Here is a 21,272-nt window from a genome sequence, read left to right on the forward strand (position 1 = left end):
CGATACGGGCCGGGCTCAGCCCTTGGGGCTGAACGTGGCGAACGCCGTCTCCCGCAGCGTCCTGCACTCCGCGCCGTTCCACTCGCCCGCCGCGCAGGTGACCATGATGGAGTAGCCGCGCCCGGAGTTCACCTTGAAGCCGCGGTTGAGCACGTGGACGCGCACGCCCTTCTGGGTGCGCTCGAACTCCCAGTCGGCGACGGTCGGGTAGCCCTTGTACGAGACGGGGCTGATGCCGATGTGCCGGTAGTCCTTGCTGGTGGCGGCCACACCGATCTTGGCCAGTTCCCAGGCGCTCGCCGCGTTGTCCTTCGGGCTGTCGTTGAAGTCGACCTGGACGCGCGGGAAGCCGCCGTTCTCGCTGAAGATGCCGCCGAGGTCGTATCCGGGAATGGTGCTGAGCCGGAAGGACGAGGGCATGGCCATGGTGAAGTGGAACCGGTCGTTGGTGACGAGGGTGTAGCCGGCGGGCAGCCGCGCGCCCGCGCCGCCGGGGTCTCCGGACGGCTTGCCGGAGGGCTGTCCGGACGGCGTGGCGCCGTTCCGCCCGTCCGTGGCGCCCGTCGTGCCGTCGGTGCCCGCCGAGCCGTTGCCGCCGGGCTGTGCGCCGCCCTGCTGCCCGGGATCGGCCGGGTTCCCGCCCGTGCCCGCGCCGGAACCGCCCGTGCCGCCCGCGGAGGCGCCGGCCGAGGCCGAGGCGTCGCCCTTCCCCTTGTCCGCGTCGCCCCCGCCGAGGGAGACCGCGAGGATCGTCCCGAGCAGGGCGAGGACCACGACCGCGGCGATGACGACCAGCGTGCGGCGGGGCACGACGTCGGTCAGCGGCGCGCGGGCCGGGGCCTGCCTGCCGCCGCCCTGGAGCGGCCGGGGCTTCGGCTTCGGCTCCGCCTTCACGGAGGCCGCCGCGTTGCGCACGGACTTCAGGGCGCCCCGCATCCGATCGGCCGTCGCGTCCGGGCCCTTGTCCCGGCCGGCCGCCGGGAGCACCGGGTCCGCCGCCGGTCCCGCCGGGTGCGGCGGCAGCGGCACGACCCTGGTCACCTCGGGGGAGACCGGGGGCGTCTCCGCCGGCGCGTCGAGCACGGCCCGCAGCAGGACCCGGGCACCGGCGTCGTCGAGCCGCTGCGCCGGGTCCTTGGCGAGGAGGCCGTAGATGACCTTCTCGAGCTCGGGGCCCGCGTTCTTCGGCGGGTCGACCGGCTCGGTCATCACCGCGGTGAGGGTGGCGATGGCGGAGCCCTTGTCGTACGGCGGGCTGCCCTCGACCGCCGCGTAGATCAGGCCGCCGAGCGACCACATGTCGGCGGCGGGGCCTGGCTTGTGACCCCGGGCCCGCTCGGGCGAGATGTAGGAGGGGGCGCCGACGAGCATGCCGGTGGAGGTGATCGAGGGGTCGCCCTCCACCTGGGCGATGCCGAAGTCGGTGAGGACGACGCGGCCGTCCTCGGCGATCAGCACGTTGGACGGCTTCACGTCGCGGTGCAGGATGCCCTCGCGGTGGGCCGACCGCAGCACGTCGAGGATGGCGAGGCCGACCTCTGCGGCACGCCGGGGCGTGAGGGTTCCGTCCTCGCGCACGGCGTCCGCGAGGGACTTGCCCTCGATCAGCTCCATGACGATCCACGGGCGGTCGTCCTCGTCGACCACGTCGTACACGGTCACGGCGCCGTTGTTGCGAATCCTGGCGATGGCCTTCGCCTCGCGCAGGGTCCGGGTGATGAGGCGTCGCTTCTCGTCCTCGTCGATGCTGCTGGGGAAGCGGAGCTCCTTGACGGCGACGGTGCGGCCGAGGGTCTCGTCGACGGCGCGCCACACGGTGCCCATGCCGCCGCGTCCGAGGACCGCGCCGAGCCGGTAGCGTCCGGCGAGCAGCCGGCCCTCGCCCGCCGGGGACGTGCGCGGCTTGTCGCCGCGCGCCGTGCCGCCGCCGCGCGTCGCGCCGGTGTTCGCGGCCGTCGCGCGCCCGCCGTCGCCGTCCCCGGCGCCGAACCCGGCCCGCCCGGTGGACGGCTCGGTCCCCTGGAGCCGCCCGGCCGTCCCGGACCCCTCGGCGCCGGAACCCGTCGCTCCGCCGGACCGCGCGCTTCCGGCGCCCTTCGCATCCGTGGCGTCCGGAGCGGGCTCCGCTGCCGGAGACTCCCCGCCCGGGGTGCCGGCGTCCGGAGACCCGGCGCCCGAGGGGGTTTCCGAAGGCTCGGCGTCCTCGGTGTCCCGCCCCGCCCCCGTCGCGTCCCCGGGGGCCTGCGCACCCTGTCCGACCTGCGTGTCCTTCGCGTCCCGCTCCGGCTCACGCGCGGCCGGAACCGTTCCTCGGTCGCCGTCGGTCGCGGCCCCCGCGGCGGCGTCCCGCCCGGGGTCCTTCGCCGTGTCCCGCGACTGCTCCGCCTCCGACATGCGTCCCCTCTGCGATCCCTGATCTCCGCCGCGTCTGCCGCTTCCCGCACGATGCGGTAACCCGCCCTGGAAGAGAGCCCATTGTCCCTCACCACGGGACGGTCGGCGCCCCCGGGTCCGTCATCCGGAACGACGACGCCGCCGCGCACTCCGGAGGTTCCCACCCGATAGGGACGACCCGGACGCCCTGTCACGGGACCCCGGAAGGGCCTCCGGAGAGTGGGCGGAGAACCGCCGAAGGACCGTCAGGAAGCCGCCGGGGAACCGGCGGAGGAGGACGGATGGAGCGGGAGGGGGGCGGGGAGGGAGGGCGGAGGAAGCGCCGGCGGCCCCCGGAGGACCGGCGGAGAAAATTCGCCACGCGGACCCGGGGCGCCCCGGGAAACCCCGGAAAAAACCCGGAGAACACCGGAGCGTCCCGGGGCGTCCCCGGCGGACCGCCACGGACCGCTACGGACCACGACGGACCACGACGGACCCGCACGGAACGCAGCGGACCACTACGCACCCTCACGGACCCTCACCAACCGCGGCGGACCACTACGAACCCTCATGGAAGCTCACGGACCGCAGCGGACCCGCGCGGACCGCCGTGGGCCGCCGCGACCCTCCGAAACGCCGTCAGAGCGGCACGATGTCCGGTGCTCCCAGGCGCGCCGCGTCCGCCGCCAGGTCGTCGGGCTGCCGCTGCGACGCGCGTTCCGCCTCCACCCGCTTCTCGTAGTGCTCGACCTCCTTGTCGATCTGGCGGTCGTCCCAGCCGAGCACCGGGGCCATCAGCTCCGCGCACTCGCGGGCGCTGCGCGTGCCCCGGTCGAAGGTCTCGATGGAGATCCTGGTCCGCCGGGTGAGGACGTCGTCGAGGTGGCGGGCGCCCTCGTGCGAGGCCGCGTAGACGATCTCGGCGCGCAGGTAGTCGTCGGCCGCCGGGAGGGGTTCGCCGAGGCGGGGGTCCTCGGCGACGAGGTCGAGGACCTGTTCCGCCAGGGAGCCGTACCGGTTGAGGAGGTGCTCGACCCGCACGACGTGCAGTCCGGTCCTGGCGGCGATCCCGGCCCGCGCGTTCCACAGGGCCCGGTAGCCCTCGGCGCCGAGGAGCGGGGTGTCCTCCGTGACGCAGGGCGCGACGCGCTGGTCGAGGCCGTGCACCGCCTCGTCCACCGCGTCCTTCGCCATCACGCGGTACGTCGTGTACTTGCCGCCCGCCACGACGACCAGGCCGGGGACGGGGTGGGCGACGGTGTGTTCGCGCGAGAGCTTGCTGGTGGCGTCCGACTCGCCGGCGAGGAGGGGGCGCAGGCCCGCGTAGACGCCTTCGACGTCGTCGCGGGTGAGCGGGGTGGCGAGCACGGTGTTCACGTGCTCCAGGAGGTAGTCGATGTCGGCGCTGGACGCGGCCGGGTGGGCCTTGTCGAGGTCCCAGTCGGTGTCGGTGGTGCCGACGATCCAGTGCCGTCCCCAGGGGATCACGAACAGGACGGACTTCTCGGTCCGCAGGATCAGGCCGGTGGTGGAGTGGATGCGGTCCTTGGGCACGACGAGGTGGATGCCCTTGGAGGCGCGGACGTGGAACTGGCCGCGTTCCCCGATGAGGGCCTGGGTGTCGTCCGTCCACACGCCGGTGGCGTTGACGACCTGCTTGGCCCGGATCTCGTACTCGGCCCCGGCCTCGACGTCCTGGACGCGGGCGCCGACGACCCGCTCGCCCTCCCGCAGGAAGCCGACGACCCGGGTCCGGCTGGCGGCCCTGGCCCCGTAGGAGGCGGCCGTGCGCACGAGGGTGGTGACGAAGCGGGCGTCGTCCATCTGGGCGTCGTAGTACTGGAGGGCGCCGACCAGGGCGTCCTTCCTGAGGCAGGGGGCGACGCGCAGGGCGCGGCTCCGGGAGAGGTGCCGGTGGACGGGGAGGCCCCGGCCGTGTCCGGAGGAGAGCGACATCGCGTCGTACAGCGCGACGCCCGACCCGGCGTAGAACCTCTCCCAGCCCCTGTGCTGGAGCGGGTAGAGGAAGGGCACCGGTTTCACGAGGTGGGGGGCGAGCCGCTCCAGGAGGAGCCCGCGTTCCTTGAGGGCCTCCCGCACGAGGGCGAAGTCCAGCATCTCCAGGTAGCGCAGGCCGCCGTGGATGAGCTTGCTGGACCTGCTGGAGGTGCCCGAGGCCCAGTCGCGGGCCTCGACGATGCCGGTGGAGAGTCCTCTCGTGACGGCGTCGAGGGCCGTGCCCGCGCCGACCACCCCGGCCCCGACGACCAGCACGTCCAGCTCGCGCCCGGCCATGGCCGTGAGCGCCTCGGCGCGTTCGGCCGGTCCCAGTTTCGCTGTCCTCACGTCTGCGCCTCCCGTCGTCCCCCGTCGTGCGCGCACGGTCGTCCCGTCCGCGGCGTTCCCGTGTCCGGGCCGCCCGTGCGCGGCCTTCCGCGTACCGGCTGCCCCGTCCACGGCCTTCCGCACGCGCGCCGGGCCCGTGTGGTCCGGCTCACAGTCCGATTCTGTCCCGGCCCGGCGACTTCAGCCACCGCCTCCCCGCCACCCTGTGGACAACACTCGGCGACCTGCGGTCACACAATGCACCATAACGGTCATATTTACGCCTAGTCTGACATTGCGTGCGACCCGTTCCGCCCACCGGGCTTGCGCGTCGCGTCCCCTCCGGCTATTGGGAAGGACGGTCCACCCCCATGCCCGCTGATCTCGCCGTCATCGGCCTCGGCCACCACGGACTACCCCTCGCCCAGGCCGCCGCCGCCGCAGGCTTCGACACCATCGGCTACGACGTCGATCCGCGTCCCGCCGCCGAACTCGCCGCCGGCCGTTCTCCGGTCGAGGGCTCGCTCACCACCCCGGAGATCCGCCGGATGCTCGCGGGGGGCTTCCGCCCGACCCGCGACCCCGCCGAACTCGGCCGGGTCCGCACCGCCGTCCTCTGCGTCCCGACGCCCCTCGGTCCCGACCGGACCCTCGACCTCACGGCCGTCACCGACGCGGCCCGCGCCCTCGCCGCCCGGCTGCGCCCCCACACCACCGTCCTCCTGGAGTCCCCGGTCCCGCCGGGCACCACCGAGGGGCTGCTCCGCGACGTCCTGGAAGCCGGTTCCGGACTGCGCGCGGGCCGCGACTTCCACCTCGCGTACTCGCCCGGCCGGCTCGACCCCGGCAGCCGCACCCACGGCTACACCGGCACCCCCAAGGTCATCGGGGGCCTCACCCCCGCCTGCACCGAGTCCGCCGCCGCCTTCTACGGACGCCTCACCGACAAGGTGGTGCGCGCGCGGGGCCCCCGCGAGGCGGAGACGGTCAAGATCCTGGAGACCAACTTCCGGCACGTCAACATCGCCCTCGTCAACGAGATGGCGGTCCTCTGCCACGAACTCGGCGTCGACCTGTGGGACGTCATCCGCTGCGCCGAGACCAAACCCTTCGGCTTCCAGGCCTTCCGCCCCGGCCCCGGCGTCGGCGGCCACGGCGTCCCCGTCGACACCGTCGGCGCCCACCGCCCGCTCCGCCTCGTCGAACTCGCGGGCCAGGTCAACGAACGCATGCCGGGGTACGTCGTCCAGCGCGCCGCCACCCTCCTCAACGAGCACGGCAAATCGGCCCGGGGCGCCCGCGTCCTGTTGCTCGGCATCACGTACAAGCCCGACCTCCCCGACCGGCAGGGCTCCCCCGCCGACGAGATCGCCCGCCGCCTCATGGACCTGGGGGCGGCCGTCAGCTACCACGACCCCCACGTCCCCGACTGGCGCGTCCGCGACCTCCCCGTGCCCCGCGCCGACTCCCTCTACGAGGCGGCCGCCCACGCCGACCTGACGATCCTCCTCCAGCACCACCGCACCTACGACCTCCAGGGCCTCTCCGTGAAGGCGCAGCTCCTCCTCGACACCCGGGGCGCCACCCCGACGGGGGCGGCCCACCGCCTCTGAGGCCGGGCGGCCGCCGCAGGGGCGGCGGACCCGCCCGAAACCCGTGCCGCCGTCACGGCGGCCTGCTAGCCTCCGGGCCTCTCGAACGCGCGTCCGCGCGTCGACGTCCCCAGGGGGAACCCGCATGTCCCAGCCCGTCCCGCCGCCCGGCAACCCGTTCGCCGAGGGCGCCGCGCCCCAGCCCTACCCGGCCGCGCCGCCGCCCGCCCCCGCCCGCGACAACGTGGGGCTCGGCCTGGCGGCCGCCCTGGTCGCGGCGCTCGTCGCCGCCGGGGTCTACGGCGGGATCTCCGGTGCCGTCGAGCGGGAGATCGGCTGGCTCGCCGTCGGCGTCGGCTTCCTCGTCGGCTTCGCGGCCGGCAAGACCGGCGGCCGCAACCCGGTGCTCCCCGTGGCCGCCGCCGTGCTCTCGCTCGGCTCGGTCTACCTCGGCCAGCTCGTCACCCTGGCGGTCCTGCTCGCCAAGCAGGTGAACGCCTCCGCCACCGACGTCTTCCTCCAGCACTTCGGCGTCCTCACGGCGGCATGGAAGGAAGACCTCGACCCGATCACCTTCCTGTTCTTCGCCCTCGCCGCGTTCGCCGCGTTCTCGGGCGCCAAGAAGGCCACCCGCTGACCCGCGCGTACGGGAAGGGGCCCCGCACCGTCCCGGTGCGGGGCCCCTCCTGCGCGCCCGGAGGCGTCAGCGCTTGTGCTGCGCGTCCGCGACCGTGACCTCGACGCGCTGGAACTCCTTGAGCTCGCTGTAGCCGGTGGTGGCCATCGCGCGGCGCAGGGCGCCGAAGAAGTTCATCGAACCGTCCGGGATGTGCGACGGGCCCGCGAGGATCTCCTCGGTGGTGCCGACGATGCCCAGGTCCACCAGCTTGCCGCGCGGCACGTCCTCGTGGACGGCCTCCATGCCCCAGTGGTGGCCCTTGCCGGGCGCGTCCGTGGCGCGGGCCAGCGGCGAGCCGATCATCACGGCGTCGGCGCCGCAGGCGATCGCCTTCGGCAGGTCGCCGGACCAGCCCACGCCGCCGTCGGCGATGACGTGCACGTACCGGCCGCCGGACTCGTCCATGTAGTCGCGGCGCGCCGCGGCCACGTCCGCGACGGCGGTCGCCATCGGGACCTGGATGCCCAGGACGTTGCGGGTGGTGTGCGCGGCGCCGCCGCCGAAGCCGACCAGGACGCCCGCCGCTCCGGTGCGCATCAGGTGCAGGGCCGCGGTGTACGTGGCGCAGCCGCCGACGATGACCGGGACGTCCAGCTCGTAGATGAACTGCTTGAGGTTCAGCGGCTCGGCCGCGCCCGAGACGTGCTCGGCGGAGACCGTCGTGCCGCGGATGACGAAGATGTCCACCCCGGCGTCCACGACGGCCTTGGAGAACTGCGCGGTGCGCTGCGGGGAGAGCGCGGCGGCGGTGACGACGCCGGAGTCGCGCACCTCCTTGATGCGCTGCCCGATCAGCTCCTCCTTGATGGGGGCCGCGTAGATCTCCTGGAGGCGGCGGGTCGCGGTGGCCTCGTCCATCTCCGCGATCTCGTCGAGCAGCGGCTGCGGGTCCTCGTACCGGGTCCACAGGCCTTCGAGGTTCAGGACGCCCAGGCCGCCCAGCTCGCCGATGCGGATGGCGGTCTGCGGCGAGACCACCGAGTCCATCGGAGCGGCCAGGAACGGCAGCTCGAAACGGTAGGCGTCGATCTGCCAGGCGATCGAGACCTCCTTCGGGTCCCGGGTGCGCCGGCTGGGCACGACGGCGATGTCGTCGAACGCGTACGCCCTGCGGCCGCGCTTGCCGCGCCCGATCTCGATCTCAGTCACGATGTGTGGCCTCTCCCTCTACGTCTGCGCCTACCAGTATCCCCGACACGCGGGTGAGGGGCGGTTCCGGCCGCGTGCCGGAACCGCCCCTCACTCACGCGGTCGCTACTTCTTGCTGTAGTTCGGCGCCTCGACCGTCATCTGGATGTCGTGCGGGTGGCTCTCCTTGAGGCCCGCCGAGGTGATCCGGACGAAGCGGCCCTTGCTCTCCATCTCCTCGATGGTGGCGGCGCCGACGTAGCCCATGGTCTGGCGCAGACCGCCGACGAGCTGGTGCAGGACGTTGGCCAGCGGGCCGCGGTAGGGCACCTGGCCCTCGATGCCCTCGGGCACGAGCTTGTCGTCGGAGGCGACCTCGGCCTGGAAGTAACGGTCCTTCGAGTACGACCGGCCCTGGCCGCGGGACTGCATGGCGCCGAGCGAGCCCATGCCGCGGTACGACTTGAACTGCTTGCCGTTGATGAAGAGCAGCTCGCCGGGCGACTCCTCGCAGCCCGCGAGGAGGCTGCCGAGCATCACGGTGTCGGCGCCGGCGGCCAGCGCCTTGCCGATGTCGCCGGAGTACTGCAGGCCGCCGTCGCCGATCAGCGGGATGCCGGCGGCACGGGCCGCGAGGGAGGCCTCGTAGATGGCGGTGACCTGCGGGACGCCGATGCCGGCGACCACGCGGGTGGTGCAGATCGAGCCGGGGCCCACGCCGACCTTGATGCCGTCGACGCCGGCGTCGATCAGCGCCTGCGCGCCGTCGCGGGTGGCGACGTTGCCGCCGATCACGTCGACGTCCACGCTCGACTTGATCTTCGCCATCCAGCTCAGGGCGTTGCTGCTGTGGCCGTGCGAGGTGTCCACCACCAGGAAGTCCACCCCGGCGCCGGCGAGCGCCTGGGCGCGGTCCAGCGCCTCGGGGCTGGCGCCCACGGCGGCGCCGACGAGCAGACGGCCCTCGGCGTCCTTGGCGGCGTTCGGGTACTTCTCCGCCTTGACGAAGTCCTTGACGGTGATGAGGCCCTTGAGCACGCCCCGGTCGTCCACCAGGGGAAGCTTCTCGATCTTGTGCCTGCGCAGCAGCTCCATGGCGTCCACGCCGGAGATGCCGACCTCGCCGGTGACCAGCGGCATCGGCGTCATGACCTCGCGGACCTGACGGGTGCGGTCGCTCTCGAAGGCCATGTCGCGGTTGGTCACGATGCCGAGCAGCTTGCCCGCCGGGTCGGTGACCGGGACGCCGCTGATGCGGAACTTGGCGCACAGGGCGTCCGCCTCGGCGAGCGTCGCCTCCGGGTGCACGGTGATGGGGTCGGTGACCATGCCGGACTCGGAGCGCTTGACGAGGTCGACCTGGTTGACCTGGTCCTCGACCGACAGGTTCCGGTGCAGGACGCCGACGCCGCCCAGGCGGGCCATCGCGATCGCCATGCGGGACTCGGTGACCTTGTCCATCGCCGCGGAGAGCAGCGGGATGTTCACCCGGACGTTGCGGGAGATGCGGGACGAGGTGTCGACCGCGTTGGGGAGCACCTCGGAGGCCCCCGGCAGCAGCAGCACGTCGTCGTAGGTCAGCCCGAGTGTCGCGAATTTCTCGGGCACTCCGTCGACGTTGGCAGTCATGACACCTTCCCCAAATGGCCTTGATCGGTGCGGATGTCCATGCTAACGGGCCGAAGCGGTGTCTCATTCCACGAGCAAGATCAGCCGCGAGCTTTGGACCTTCGTACGGGTGCGCCGGGGAGGGCGGGGGTCATTGCTCCGCCAGCGCGCGCAGGCGGCTGAGGGCGCGGTGCTGGGCGACCCGGACGGCGCCGGGGGACATGCCGAGCATCTGCCCGGTCTCCTCGGCGGTGAGCCCGACGGCGACCCGGAGCACGAGGAGTTCGCGCTGGTTCTCCGGGAGGTTGGCGAGCAGCTTCTTGGCCCATTCGGCGTCGTCGCTGAGCAGCGCCCGCTCCTCGGGGCCGAGGGAGTCGTCGGGGCGCTCGGGCATCTCGTCGGAGGGCACGGCCGTGGACCCGGGGTGCCGCATGGCGGCCCGCTGGAGGTCGGCGACCTTGTGCCCGGCGATGGCGAAGACGAAGGCCTCGAAGGGCCTGCCCGTGTCCTTGTAGCGCGGCAGCGCCATCAGGACGGCGACGCAGACCTCCTGGGCCAGGTCCTCCACGAAGTGGCGGGCGTCACCCGGAAGCCGGCTGAGGCGGGTGCGGCAGTACCGCAGGGCGAGCGGGTGGACGCGCGCGAGCAGGTCGTGCGTGGCCTGCGCGTCGCCGTCGACCGCCCGGTGGACGAGCGCGCCGATCTCCCCCCGCCCGGCAGGCACGGGGGCTCCCGCGGTCTCGTCGTCGCGCATCGCTCCATGGTGCCCCGACGCTTCCGCGTTCGTGGCACCGCGTCCGTAGTTGTGCACCGAAGCGTTATGAGCAGGTACGCCGGAACTCATCTCCCGCGCCCTCCCCTCCCGCTCGATCGACTCGTCCCCGAGGAACTCCACACCTCAAGGATGCGTCATCCGGCCGGGAAGTGACACAAGCCCACCCCGTCCGTCCCGCGACGGGCGCGGGTGAGGACGGGGACGCGGCGGGTGACCTGCGGTTCAGCGCACCAGGCCCCAGCGGAAGCCGAGGGCGACGGCGTGTGCGCGGTCCGAGGCGCCCAGCTTCTTGAAGAGGCGCCGGGCGTGGGTCTTGACCGTGTCCTCGGAGAGGAAGAGCTCGCGCCCGATCTCCGCGTTGGACCGGCCGTGGCTCATGCCTTCGAGGACCTGGATCTCGCGCGCGGTGAGGGTGGGCGCGGCGCCCATCTCGGCCGAGCGGAGCCGCCGCGGGGCGAGCCGCCAGGTCGGGTCGGCGAGCGCCTGGGTGACCGTGGCCCGCAGTTCGGCGCGCGAGGCGTCCTTGTGCAGATAACCTCGGGCGCCGGCGGCGACCGCGAGCGCGACGCCGTCGAGGTCCTCGGCGACCGTGAGCATGATGATGCGGGCGCCGGGGTCGGCCGAGAGCAGCCGGCGGACGGTTTCCACGCCGCCCAGGCCGGGCATGCGCACGTCCATCAGAATCAGGTCCGAGCGGTCCGCTCCCCAGCGGCGGAGGACTTCCTCGCCGTTGGCCGCGGTGGTCACGCGCTCGACGCCGGGCACGGTCGCGACCGCGCGGCGAAGCGCCTCTCGGGCAAGCGGGGAGTCGTCGCAGACGAGGACGGATGTCATGCGTGACCTCCGCGGCTCTCGCAGCTGTTGCGCGTCACCTTGAGCCTCCAGGGCTGTACGTATCGTCACCTGTGCGGTCGACGCTCTCGGACACCTGCCCGATCGCTTGTTCCTCCAACCGCCTCCGCACTCTCAACGACGGTCACCCGAAAGAGTTACGGGCCGGACGGCAGGCTTCGGCACTCTACGTGAGGGGCCGTGCGCGGAGAAGCGCGACGCGACCCTTCCGTCGCGAGATCAGATGCTATGCACCATTTAGCGGGATTTCTTCCCTTTTCGCGGTGTCTGTGGCTAGATTCGCAATGAGTCATATTTACATCTACTTAGACAGTAGGTGTTACGACCCGACCTGTCGGGGACCGGAGGAGCCCCGGCCGGCGGCCATCCACCCGCCCGCCTATCCGTTCGACACGGTTTCAAGGGGACAAGCGCAATGGCAGATTTCTCCCGCCTTCCCGGACCCAACGCCGATCTGTGGGACTGGCAGCTGCTCGCGGCCTGCCGCGGGGTCGACAGCTCCCTGTTCTTCCACCCGGAGGGAGAGCGCGGCGCGGCGCGGAGTGCGCGTGAGAACTCGGCTAAAGAGGTCTGCATGCGGTGCCCGGTCCGCGCGGAGTGCGCGGCCCACGCGCTCGCCGTGCGGGAGCCCTACGGCGTCTGGGGCGGCCTCACCGAGGACGAACGCGAGGAACTCATGGGACGCGCGCGCAACCGCCTGATCACGACGACGCCGGCGGCGTCCACCACCGCCCCGTCGACATCCCTGTGAAGTAACGTTTCTTCACACGTTTCGACCGCCCCTCGCCCCGCGCGGGGGCGCCGGCCCGCGCCTACGCGCGCGCGGCGGCGCGGGTGAGCTCGTCGAGCGTGGCGGCGACCGCCGGGACCTGCGCGAGGTCCGGCAGGGTCAGTGCCACGATCTCCCGCTCCACGGCGGGCTCCACGGCCACGGTCAGCGCCCCCTTGGGCCGTACGGACTCGATGGCCAGCTCCGGCAGGACGGCCACGCCCAGCCCCGCGCCCACCAGGCCCACGACCGCCGGGTAGTCGTCGGTGGCGAAGTCGATGCGGGGGGTGAAACCCGCCTCCTCGCAGACGTCCACGAGCTGGCGGCGGCAGCGCGGGCAGCCCGCGATCCAGGACTCGTCCGCCAGCTCCGCGATGCCCACCGGGCCGGTCCCGGCGAGCCGGTGCCCCTCGGGGACCAGGCCCACGAGCCGGTCGGCGAGGAGGGGGCGGACCACGAGGTCGTCCCACTCGGCCCGCCCGGCCCCGTACCGGAAGGCGAGGGCGATGTCGCAGTCGCCCTCGCGGAGCATCTCGATCGAGCGCGGCGGCTCGGCCTCGACCAGGGAGACCCGGGTGCCCGGGTGCGCGGCCCGCAGGGCGGCCAGGGCGGTGGGGACCAGGGTGGAGCTGCCGCTGGGGAAGGAGACCAGGCGGACCCGGCCGGCGCGGAGCCCGGCGATGGCGGCGACCTCCTCCTCGGCGGCGGTGAGCCCGGCGAGGATGCCGGAGGCGTGGCGCACCAGGACCTCGCCGGCCTGGGTGAGGCGCATCTCGCGGCCCGTGCGGATCAGCAGCGGCGTGCCGGCGGAGGCTTCGAGCGCCTTCATCTGCTGGCTGACGGCGGGCTGGGTGCAGCCGAGTTCGCGCGCGGCGGCCGAGAAGGAGCCGGTGGCGGCGACGGCGCGCAGGACGCGGAGGTGGCGTGCCTCGATCATGGACTCCAGCATAAGGGACGCTTGGGAAAGGGCCCGGATAATGGCGAGCGCCTTTGAGAAGGGCGGTCGTAGGGTGCCCGCATGACCTTGCTGAGCGTGAACGTCGGCCGCGCCCGGGCCGTGGACTACACCGACTCCCCCTCCGGCCTCACCGGCATCGACAAGCGTCCCGTCGAAGGACCCGTGCGGATCGAGGCGCCCGGCGCCCGGACGAGCGGGCTCGCCGGGGACGCCGTCTGCGACCCGCGCTTCCACGGCGGCGACGACCGGGCCGCGTACGCCTTCGCCCGCGAGGACCTGGACGTGTGGGAGCGGGAGCTGGGCCGCGAGCTGGCCAACGGCTCCTTCGGCGAGAACCTCACCACCCGCGGCCTCGACGTCAACGGCGCCCTGATCGGCGAGCGCTGGCGGATCGGGGAGGAGGTGGTCCTGGAGGTGACCGGCGGCCGCATCCCGTGCGGCACCTTCGCGGGCTTCCTCGGGGAGAAGGGCTGGGTCAGGCGGTTCACGCGGGCGGAGGCCGGGCCGGGCGCGCTGCTGCGGGTGATCGCGCCGGGCGAGGTGCGGGCGGGCGACCCGGTCACGGTCGTGCGCCGGCCGGACCACGGGATCACCGTCGCGCTGCTCCACCGGGCCGCGACCTCCGAACGCGCCCTGCTCCCCGGCACGCTGGCCGCCGCCGAGTGGATGGAGTCGGGGCTGCTGGACCTCGCCCGCCGGTACACCGAGAAGTACGCCCGCGCGTAGCCGCCGCGCGGGGCACTACCGTGCCCGTATGACGACTGCACTGATTACGGGCGCCACCGCGGGCATCGGGGCCGCCTTCGCACGGAGACTCGCGGCGGACGGCCACCACGTCGTGCTCGTGGCCCGGGACGTGAAGCGGCTCCGGGAGCAGGCGACCGAGCTGCACGACCGGCACGGCGTCGAGGCCGAGGTGCTCGCGGCGGACCTCTCCGAGGAGAAGGGGATCGCCGCCGTCGAGGCGCGGCTCTCGGACCCGAGGCGGTCGGTGGACCTGCTCGTGAACAACGCGGGCTTCGGCAACAAGGGCCGGTTCCTCGAAGTGTCCATGGCCGACGAGCTGAAGATGCTCACCGTGCACTGCGAGGCGGTGCTGCGGCTGACCTCGGCCGCGGCCGCCTCGATGAAGGAGCGCGGCCGGGGCGGGGTGGTGAACGTCGCCTCGGTGGCGGCCTTCGTCCCCCGCGGCACGTACGGGGCCTCCAAGGCGTGGGTGGTGCAGTTCACCCAGGGCGCGGCGCGGGACCTCGCGGGCAGCGGGGTGCGGCTGATGGCGCTCTGCCCCGGCTTCGTGCGGACCGAGTTCCACGAGCGGGCCGGGATGGGCACGGGCAACATCCCGGGCTGGATGTGGCTCGACGCGGACAAGCTGGTGGCGGCGGCGCTCTCGGACCTGGACCGGGGGAAGACGCTGTCGATCCCCGACCCCCGCTACAAGGCCCTGATGGGCGTGGTGAAACTGGCGCCGCGCGGCCTGCTGGGCGGGGTCTCCTCGAAGGCGGGGCGCAAGTACGGCCCGAAGTGAGGCGCGGGAACCGCCCGGCGTGAGGGGCGGACCCGGCCCGGGGCGGGACGCGGGCGCGGCCCGGAGTGAGAGACGGCCCCGGCCCGGAGCGGGGCGCGGGCGCGGTCCGGAGCGGGGCGCGGCCCCGGCCCGGAGTGAGGCGCGGGTACGGCCCGGAGTGAGCGGGCGCGGCCCGTTCGCGGCGGTTCACAGCAGGGTGTCGAGGTCCAGGCGGGTGGTGGTGCCGTCCTCCCAGGTCACGTCGAGGGCGTGGCCGTCGATCCGGACGCGTGCCAGGCCGGTGACGGGGGCCGGGGCGGGTTCGGCGGTGAGCGAGGCGAGGGCGGCGAAGAGGGCGGCCGGACCGCGCGTGACGCCGTGCAGGGCGAGGGTGCGGCTGCCGGGACCCTGAAGGGTCTCCCCGGTGGGGAGCTCGGTGGCCGGTTCCCCGGACGGGTAGCCGTGGACCGGGTGGAGCTGGGCGCTCGGTCCCCCGGGCGGGACGGCCCAGCCGGTCTGCCGTACGGGGGTCCCCTCCGGGGCGCCGAGGACGAGGTGGGCACGGAGTTCGGCGCGGCCGTGGGCGAGGGTCGCGGAGAGGACCCGGACGCCGGGGCGCGGGGTGTGCAGGGAGGCCGCCCAGCCGGGGCCGGTCCCGGCGGGGACGGCGGGCCCCCGGGTGGTGGCCCGGTCCCCGCACCCGGGGGCCGCGGGGCCGGCGGGGTCGCCGAGCAGCGCGAAGTGGTTGTCGGCCGGGGCGGGCCCGGTGGTGGGGCCCGTGCGGGTGGAGTAGGCCTGGCGGGCGTAGCCGGGGTCGTCCTCGCCCCCCTCGCGGCTGTGCACGTGGTTGCTGCCGTGGTTGTGGAGGCGCACGAGCCCGTCGGACGCGGTGGTCTGGACGAGCAGCCCGGCCGGGGCGAAGGCGCGGACGGTGTCGGCGCGTTCGGCGGGCAGGGGCTCCTCGGGGTCGGTCCAGGCCGGGTGGCCGGCGGGCAGGAGGAGGCCGAGGAACCCCTTGGACGCCCAGTAGGGGGAGCCGGGGCCCGAGTACTCCTGGACGAGCGGCGGGTACGGGCCGTGCCAGCCGAGGGTGAGGAGGCCGCGTCCGTCGGTGGCGCCCCGGTCGAGGAAGTACCGCAGGGTGCCGGAGGCGAGCCGGCGGGTGGCGCCGGGCGTGAGCGGGGTGTGGCCGGTGAGGGTCCCGAGCCAGGGCGCGGCGGCGGCGGCGAAGCGGTAGATCAGGGAGCGCCCGTACGGGACGGGGGCGCCGTTCGCGTCGAAGAGGTGGACGTGGTCGTCCAGGTGGGCGCGGAGCCGGGGGCCGTACCGGTCCAGGAGGGCGCGGTCGCCGGCGAGGTGGGCGTGGAGCACGGGGTAGAAGTGCAGGGCCCAGGCGTTGTAGTGGTCGAAGGCGCGGTTGTCGCCGTCGCTGTACCAGCCGTCGCCGAGGTACCAGTCCTCGATCCGGGCGAGGGAGCGGTCGATCGTGGCGGCGGCGCGGTCGGGCTCGATCCCGGCGTCCCCGAGGAAGCCCGCGACGGTGAGGCCGAAGAGCCACCAGTTGTTGTCGACGGGGGACGGGCCGAGGGCGGGCAGCAGCCACTCCACGACCCGTTCGCGGACGCGGTCGTCGAGCCGGTCCCAGAGCCAGGGGCGGGTGAGGCGGAGGCCGAGGGCGACCGAGGCGGACTCGACGACCGCCTGGCGGGTGCCGGCCATGAGCGGCCAGGACTCGGCGTCGTCCCGGCCCGGCCCCTCCGTCCCGGCGGCGAGGCCTTCGGCGTACCGGTCGAGGTGGCCGTGCGGGTCCGCGCCGCGGTCGCCCGCGACGCGGAGGGCGGCGAGCAGGAAGGTGCGGGCCCAGCCCTCCAGTCCGTCCGAGCGGGCCCCCGACCAGCTGGGGCGGGGCCCGGGGAGGCCGATGAGGCCGTACCGGGGCGAGGCGAACGGGCGCACGTCCAGGAGGAGACGGTCGGCCGCGGCCTCCCAGTGGGCGCGGGTCCAGCCGGTGTACGGGCTGAGCCCGCGGTTCTCGGGCGGCGCGGGCATGATGCTCCCTGTGGCTTTCCGGCGGCTCCGGGGCTCTCCGTGGTTCCCGGCGGGTCCGGTGGCGCCCCGGTGGCAGGTGGCCGGTGGTTCCTACGGCTTTCGGCGGCCACCGACGGCTCCGGGACTTCCGGAACTCCCCGGGCCCCCGGCGGTTTCCAGCGGTTCCCGGCGGTTTCCGGTGGCCTCCGACCGCTCCGGAGGGTCCCGTGGCGAGGTGTCCGTCGCCGGGAATCCTCGACAGGCTTCGATCGGACGTCAAGAGCCGGGGAGCGAATGATCGAAAATCCCGTCGTTCGATCATTCTGGGCTTAAGCTCGGGGGACCACCACCACGAGGGGGATACGCACCGTGCGCGAGAGTGCCGCCGAACGACACGACCGACTGCTGGCCCTGGTGCGCGAGCGCGGCACCGCCCGCGTCTCCGACCTGGCCGAACGCCTCGGGGTCTCCCCCGTCACCGCCCGCAGGGACGTCGAGGCCCTGGCGGGCCGGGGCCTGCTCGACCGGGTGCACGGCCAGGTGTCCTGGCCCTCGGGGCGGAACGCCCGGGGCGGCGCCCGGCCCGGCGAGGGCCCGGTCATCGGCCTGCTCGCCCCCTCCGCCACGTACTACTTCGCCGAGGTCGTCCGGGGGGCGCACGAGGCGGCGGCCCGCGCCGGGGCCCGGCTCGTGCTGCGCGTCTCGGACTACCGGCCCGAGGAGGACCGGGCCCGCACCGAGGGACTGCTCGCGGCGGGCGCCGAGGGCGTCCTGGTCGCGCCCGGCTGGCGGGGGCCCGAGGACCGGCTGGCGTACGGGGACTGGCTGGCCGGGCTGCCCGTGCCGGCCGTGCTCCTGGAGCGGCGCGCCGAGCCCGGCAGCCCGCTCGACGGTCTGGACCGGGTCGTCTCCGACCACGGCCACGGCGTGCTGCTCGCCCTGCGCCACCTGCTCTCCCTGGGCCGCACGACGCCGCTGCTCGTCGCCCGCCGGGACTCCCCGACCGCGCTCGCGGTGCGCGCCGGGTACGCGGGGGCGCTGGCCGCGCTGGGTCTGGCCGAGCCGCACCCGGTCATCGACTCCGTACCGGCGGAGGAGGACCCGGAGGGGTTCGAGCGGGCGGTGGGGGCGCTGTACGACGCCGTCCGGTCCGGCCCGGCGAGCGCGGCCCTGGTCCACAACGACGTGGACGCCATCGAGATCACGCGGCGCCTGGCCGAGAAGGGCGTCCGGGTCCCCGGGGACCTGGCCCTGATCGCGTACGACGACGAGGTCGCCGCACTCGCCGAGACCCCCCTGACGGCGGTCGCCCCGCCCAAGCGGCAGGTGGGCCGGCACGCGGCGGAACTCCTGCTGGAGCGGCTCGCCGAGGGGGCGGCCGGGGGGTCCGGGGAGGAGGAGGCGCGGCGCCATCTGAGCCTGCTGCCCCGGCTGCGCGTGCGGGCCTCGTGCGGCGCGCGGGAACCCGCCCCCGGCACCCCGGCGGTCTGATCTTTTTTCGATCAATCAATCTTTCGCTCTTGACTTCGCTCACGAAGGGTCACAGGATCACGGCCACAACCTCCCAGCCGCCCCGCCCCCAGGAGCCGTGCCGTGTCCCCCATCCGGAGCAGAACGACCCGCGTCATAGCCGGCACCGTCACCGCCCTCGCCGTCCTCACGGCCTGCGGCGGCGGTGCCGGTGACGCCGCCGACAAGCCGAACGGACCCGTGACCCTCACCTTCTGGGGCTGGGCCAAGGGCACCAAGGACGTCGTGGACGCCTTCAACGCCTCCCACACCGACATCAAGGTGAAGTTCGAGGAGATCCCCTCCGGCAACGCCGGCGGCTACGCCAAGATCTCCAACGCCGTGAAGGCGGGCAACGCCCCCGACCTCGTCTCCGTCGAGTACCCCTCGCTCCCCGAGTTCGTCAGCTCCGGCGCCCTCCAGGACATCGGCGGCGAGTTCACCGAGACCGACCGCGCCAAGTTCCTCTCCCAGGCCGTCGAGCTGACCACCCTGGGCGGCAAGACCTGGGCCGTCCCCTTCGACGCCGCCCCCCAGGCCTTCTACTACCGCAAGGACCTCTTCGAGAAGTACAAGATCCCGGTCCCGGCCACCTGGGACGCGTTCAGGAAGGCCGCCGAGCAGGTGCGGAAGGCGGACTCCAAGGCCCGCATCGCCACCTTCTTCCCGGACGACCCGACCACCTTCGAGGCCATGGCCTGGCAGGCCGGGGCCCAGTGGTTCAAGGCCGAGAACGACACCTGGAAGGTGAACACCACCGACCCGGCCACCACCAGGGTCACCACCTACTGGCAGGGCCTCCTCGACGCCGGGCTCGTCCACAAGAACGCCTCGTTCTCCCCCGAGTGGACCGGCTCGCTCAAGAACGGCACCACCCTCGGCTACCTGGGCGCCTCCTGGGGCGCCGGCGTCCTCAAGGGCACCCTGCCCGAACAGGCCGGCAAGTGGGCCGTCGCCCCCGTTCCCACCTGGGACGGCAAGCCCGCCAGCGGCATGCTCGGCGGCACCTCCTTCGCCGTGACCAAGAACAGCAAGCAGAAGGCCGCGGCCGTCACCTTCGCGAAGTGGATGTCCACCACCGAGGAGGGCGTCAGGGCCCGCATCGCCTCCGGCACCTCCTCCGCCTTCCCCGCCGCCGCCGTCCTCCGCCCCGTCGCCAAGAAGGCCTTCGACGCCGGCTACTACGGCGGCCAGGACATCTACTCCCTCTTCGAGGCCGCCGGCGCCTCCATCACCCCCGGCTGGACCTGGGGCCCGACCACCGGCACCACCAACACCACGATCAAGGACCAGTTCGGCAGGATCGCCCCGGGCGGCCCGTCCCTCGCCGACGCCGTCAAGGCCGGTCACGACGCCACCGTCGCCGAACTCACCAAGCGCGGCCTGAAGGTCGAGGGCTGATCCGCGTGAAGGCCCGCACCCGTGCCGCCACGATCCTGCTGGCGCCCTTCTTCCTGCTCTTCACCGCGGTGATGGTGGTGCCGATCGGATACGCGGTCTGGCTCAGCCTCTTCACCGAGAAGCAGTCCGGACTGGGCTTCGGCGGTTCCGAGACCGTCTTCAGCGGCCTCGACAACTACGCGGCGGCACTGGGTGACCGGGCCTTCCGCGAGGGCTTCGGCGTCCTGCTCGGCTACTGCCTCCTCTACATCCCCCTGCTGCTCGCCGGGGCCCTCGGCCTCGCCCTCCTGCTGGACTCGGCGCTCGCCCGCGCCCGCCGCTTCTTCCAGCTCGCGCTCTTCCTGCCGCACGCCGTCCCCGGCATCATCGCCGCCCTGATCTGGGTGTACCTCTACACGCCCCAGCTCAGCCCGGTCGTCCGGGCCATGGAGGCCGGCGGCGTCGGCTTCGACTTCTTCTCCCCCGGAGGCGCCCTCCCCTCCGTCGTCAACATCGCCCTGTGGGAGTGGCTCGGCTACAACATGGTGATCTTCTACGCCGCCCTCCAGGCGATCGACCGCTCCGTCCTCGAAGCGGCCACCGTCGACGGGGCGGGCGCCTGGCGGACCGCGTTCGCCATCAAGGTGCCGCTCGTCAAGGCGTCGCTGGCGATGGTCGGCCTCTTCACGGTCATCGGTTCCCTCCAGCTCTTCACCGAGCCGCTCATCCTCAACAGGGGCACCGGCTCCGCCGTCACCTCCACCTGGACGCCGAACATGTACGCGTACACCGCAGCCTTCGACCGCAACGACTACGGCCTCGCCGCGGCGGCCTCCGTGCTCCTCGCCCTGACGGCGGCCCTGCTCTCGTTCGCGGTGACGCGACTGACCGGCCGCCGGGCGGCCCGGAAGGAGCGCACCGCGTGAACGGCCCCCGCCGCGACCACCGCTGGCTCTCCAAGACGGCCGTCAACGGCGCGCTCGCGCTCGCCACCGTCTACATGCTCTTCCCGCTCGTCTGGCTGCTGACCGCCGCCACCAAGGACGCCGGCGGCCTCCTCGCCGGGAACGCCTTCTCCTTCGAGGGCTTCGACCTGGGCGGCAACCTCTCCCGGCTCGCCGAGTACAACGACGGCGTCTACTTCCACTGGTACCTGAACAGCCTCCTCTACGCCGGGTTCGGCGCCCTCGCCTGTTCCCTGGTCAGCGTCGCCGCCGGATATGCCTTCCACGTCTACGACTTCCGGGGCAGGGAGAAGCTGTTCGGCCTCGTCCTCCTCGGCGTGCTCGTCCCCACCACCGCGCTCGCCCTGCCGATGTACCTCCTGGCCAGCGAGATCGGCCTCGTCAACACCTACTGGGCCGTGCTGATCCCCGTCCTCGTCAACCCCTTCGGCGTCTACCTCTCCCGGGTCTTCTGCGCCGGTTACGTCCCCGACGAGGCCCTGGAGGCGGCCCGCATCGACGGGGCGGGCGAGCTGCGCGTCTTCTGGTCGATCGGTCTGCGCATGGTCATGCCCGGCTTCGTGACCGTCTTCCTCTTCCAGTTCACCGCCGTCTGGAACAACTTCTTCCTCCCCCTGGTGATGCTGTCCGACCAGAAGCTGTACCCGCTGAGCCTCGGCCTGTACGCGTGGAACAGCAACGCCCACGCCGAACCCGACTACTACCCCCTCGTCGTCACCGGTTCCCTGCTCGCCGTCCTCCCCCTCGTCCTCGCCTTCGTCTCCCTCCAGCGCCACTGGAAGGCCGGCCTGACCGCCGGCAGCGTCAAGTGAGGAAGGCCG

17 protein-coding genes are annotated in these 21,272 nt (G+C 73.6%); 9 read left to right on the forward strand and 8 right to left on the reverse strand.

Translation table 11 applies throughout. From position 1 onward, the window contains the following. Positions 1–15 precede the first annotated feature (15 nt). Positions 16–2,394, reverse strand: coding sequence for a serine/threonine-protein kinase (locus tag ACZ3IL_RS04040; protein WP_467386303.1), 2,379 nt, complete (start codon positions 2,392–2,394; stop codon positions 16–18). A gap of 621 nt (positions 2,395–3,015) precedes the next feature. Continuing rightward, positions 3,016–4,722: a glycerol-3-phosphate dehydrogenase/oxidase gene (locus tag ACZ3IL_RS04045; protein ID WP_467386305.1), complete on the reverse strand. Its 1,707-nt coding sequence runs from the start codon at positions 4,720–4,722 to the stop codon at positions 3,016–3,018. A 350-nt stretch (positions 4,723–5,072) separates the two neighbouring features. Here ACZ3IL_RS04045 and ACZ3IL_RS04050 point away from each other — a divergent pair, with 350 nt between their 5' ends. Together ACZ3IL_RS04050 and ACZ3IL_RS04055 are read left to right on the forward strand one after the other, a co-directional pair. Beyond that, entirely contained in the window at positions 5,073–6,314 is a 1,242-nt protein-coding gene (locus ACZ3IL_RS04050; protein WP_467386307.1) for a nucleotide sugar dehydrogenase, read from the forward strand. Positions 6,315–6,438: 124 nt separating this feature from the next. Beyond that, positions 6,439–6,930: a hypothetical protein gene (locus tag ACZ3IL_RS04055; protein ID WP_467386309.1), complete on the forward strand. Its 492-nt coding sequence runs from the start codon at positions 6,439–6,441 to the stop codon at positions 6,928–6,930. Between the two features lie 66 nt (positions 6,931–6,996). Here the strand turns inward: ACZ3IL_RS04055 and ACZ3IL_RS04060 are convergent, their stop codons facing one another. From ACZ3IL_RS04060 to ACZ3IL_RS04075, 4 genes are all read right to left on the reverse strand, one after another. Beyond that, positions 6,997–8,121 (reverse strand): GuaB3 family IMP dehydrogenase-related protein, encoded by a 1,125-nt coding sequence (locus ACZ3IL_RS04060; protein ID WP_467386311.1) that lies wholly within the window; start codon positions 8,119–8,121, stop codon positions 6,997–6,999. A gap of 105 nt (positions 8,122–8,226) precedes the next feature. Further along, positions 8,227–9,729, reverse strand: coding sequence for an IMP dehydrogenase (guaB, locus tag ACZ3IL_RS04065; RefSeq protein ID WP_467386313.1), 1,503 nt, complete (start codon positions 9,727–9,729; stop codon positions 8,227–8,229). A 130-nt stretch (positions 9,730–9,859) separates the two neighbouring features. Then, a complete protein-coding gene (locus ACZ3IL_RS04070) occupies positions 9,860–10,462 on the reverse strand; it encodes a sigma-70 family RNA polymerase sigma factor (protein WP_467386315.1) in 603 nt (200 codons plus the stop codon). Positions 10,463–10,705: 243 nt separating this feature from the next. Then, on the reverse strand, positions 10,706–11,317 hold the full coding sequence (locus ACZ3IL_RS04075; protein ID WP_003948568.1) for a response regulator transcription factor: 612 nt from the start codon (positions 11,315–11,317) through the stop codon (positions 10,706–10,708). 433 nt (positions 11,318–11,750) lie between these two features. On the opposite strand from ACZ3IL_RS04075, the gene ACZ3IL_RS04080 reads away from it, so the two are divergent. Continuing rightward, positions 11,751–12,086, forward strand: a complete 336-nt coding sequence (locus tag ACZ3IL_RS04080; protein ID WP_467386317.1) for a WhiB family transcriptional regulator — start codon at positions 11,751–11,753, stop codon at positions 12,084–12,086. A gap of 61 nt (positions 12,087–12,147) precedes the next feature. Here ACZ3IL_RS04080 and ACZ3IL_RS04085 read toward each other — a convergent pair whose 3' ends face one another. Further along, positions 12,148–13,041, reverse strand: coding sequence for a LysR family transcriptional regulator (locus ACZ3IL_RS04085; RefSeq protein ID WP_467386319.1), 894 nt, complete (start codon positions 13,039–13,041; stop codon positions 12,148–12,150). Positions 13,042–13,122: 81 nt separating this feature from the next. Between ACZ3IL_RS04085 and ACZ3IL_RS04090 the strand changes: the two genes are divergently transcribed. Both ACZ3IL_RS04090 and ACZ3IL_RS04095 read left to right on the forward strand, forming a co-directional pair. Further along, a complete protein-coding gene (locus ACZ3IL_RS04090) occupies positions 13,123–13,788 on the forward strand; it encodes an MOSC domain-containing protein (protein ID WP_467386321.1) in 666 nt (221 codons plus the stop codon). Between the two features lie 28 nt (positions 13,789–13,816). Then, positions 13,817–14,590, forward strand: coding sequence for an SDR family NAD(P)-dependent oxidoreductase (locus ACZ3IL_RS04095; RefSeq protein ID WP_467386323.1), 774 nt, complete (start codon positions 13,817–13,819; stop codon positions 14,588–14,590). Between the two features lie 186 nt (positions 14,591–14,776). On the opposite strand, the gene ACZ3IL_RS04100 is transcribed toward ACZ3IL_RS04095, so the two are convergent. Next, positions 14,777–16,618: a DUF2264 domain-containing protein gene (locus ACZ3IL_RS04100; RefSeq protein WP_467386325.1), complete on the reverse strand. Its 1,842-nt coding sequence runs from the start codon at positions 16,616–16,618 to the stop codon at positions 14,777–14,779. A 348-nt stretch (positions 16,619–16,966) separates the two neighbouring features. Between ACZ3IL_RS04100 and ACZ3IL_RS04105 the strand changes: the two genes are divergently transcribed. The 4 genes from ACZ3IL_RS04105 to ACZ3IL_RS04120 all read left to right on the forward strand — a co-directional run bounded on the left by ACZ3IL_RS04105 (position 16,967) and on the right by ACZ3IL_RS04120 (position 21,263). Continuing rightward, positions 16,967–18,088, forward strand: coding sequence for a substrate-binding domain-containing protein (locus ACZ3IL_RS04105; RefSeq protein ID WP_467386327.1), 1,122 nt, complete (start codon positions 16,967–16,969; stop codon positions 18,086–18,088). Positions 18,089–18,190: 102 nt separating this feature from the next. Beyond that, positions 18,191–19,507: an ABC transporter substrate-binding protein gene (locus tag ACZ3IL_RS04110; RefSeq protein WP_467386329.1), complete on the forward strand. Its 1,317-nt coding sequence runs from the start codon at positions 18,191–18,193 to the stop codon at positions 19,505–19,507. A gap of 5 nt (positions 19,508–19,512) precedes the next feature. After that, positions 19,513–20,412, forward strand: a complete 900-nt coding sequence (locus tag ACZ3IL_RS04115; RefSeq protein ID WP_467386331.1) for a carbohydrate ABC transporter permease — start codon at positions 19,513–19,515, stop codon at positions 20,410–20,412. Then, positions 20,409–21,263 carry a carbohydrate ABC transporter permease gene (locus ACZ3IL_RS04120; RefSeq protein ID WP_467386333.1) on the forward strand — a complete coding sequence of 285 codons (855 nt, stop codon included), beginning with the start codon at positions 20,409–20,411 and terminating at the stop codon, positions 21,261–21,263. The genes ACZ3IL_RS04115 and ACZ3IL_RS04120 overlap by 4 nt, the downstream gene beginning before the upstream one ends. Positions 21,264–21,272 lie beyond the last annotated feature (9 nt).

It is taken from the genome of Streptomyces sp. NPDC014907 (assembly GCF_055562975.1).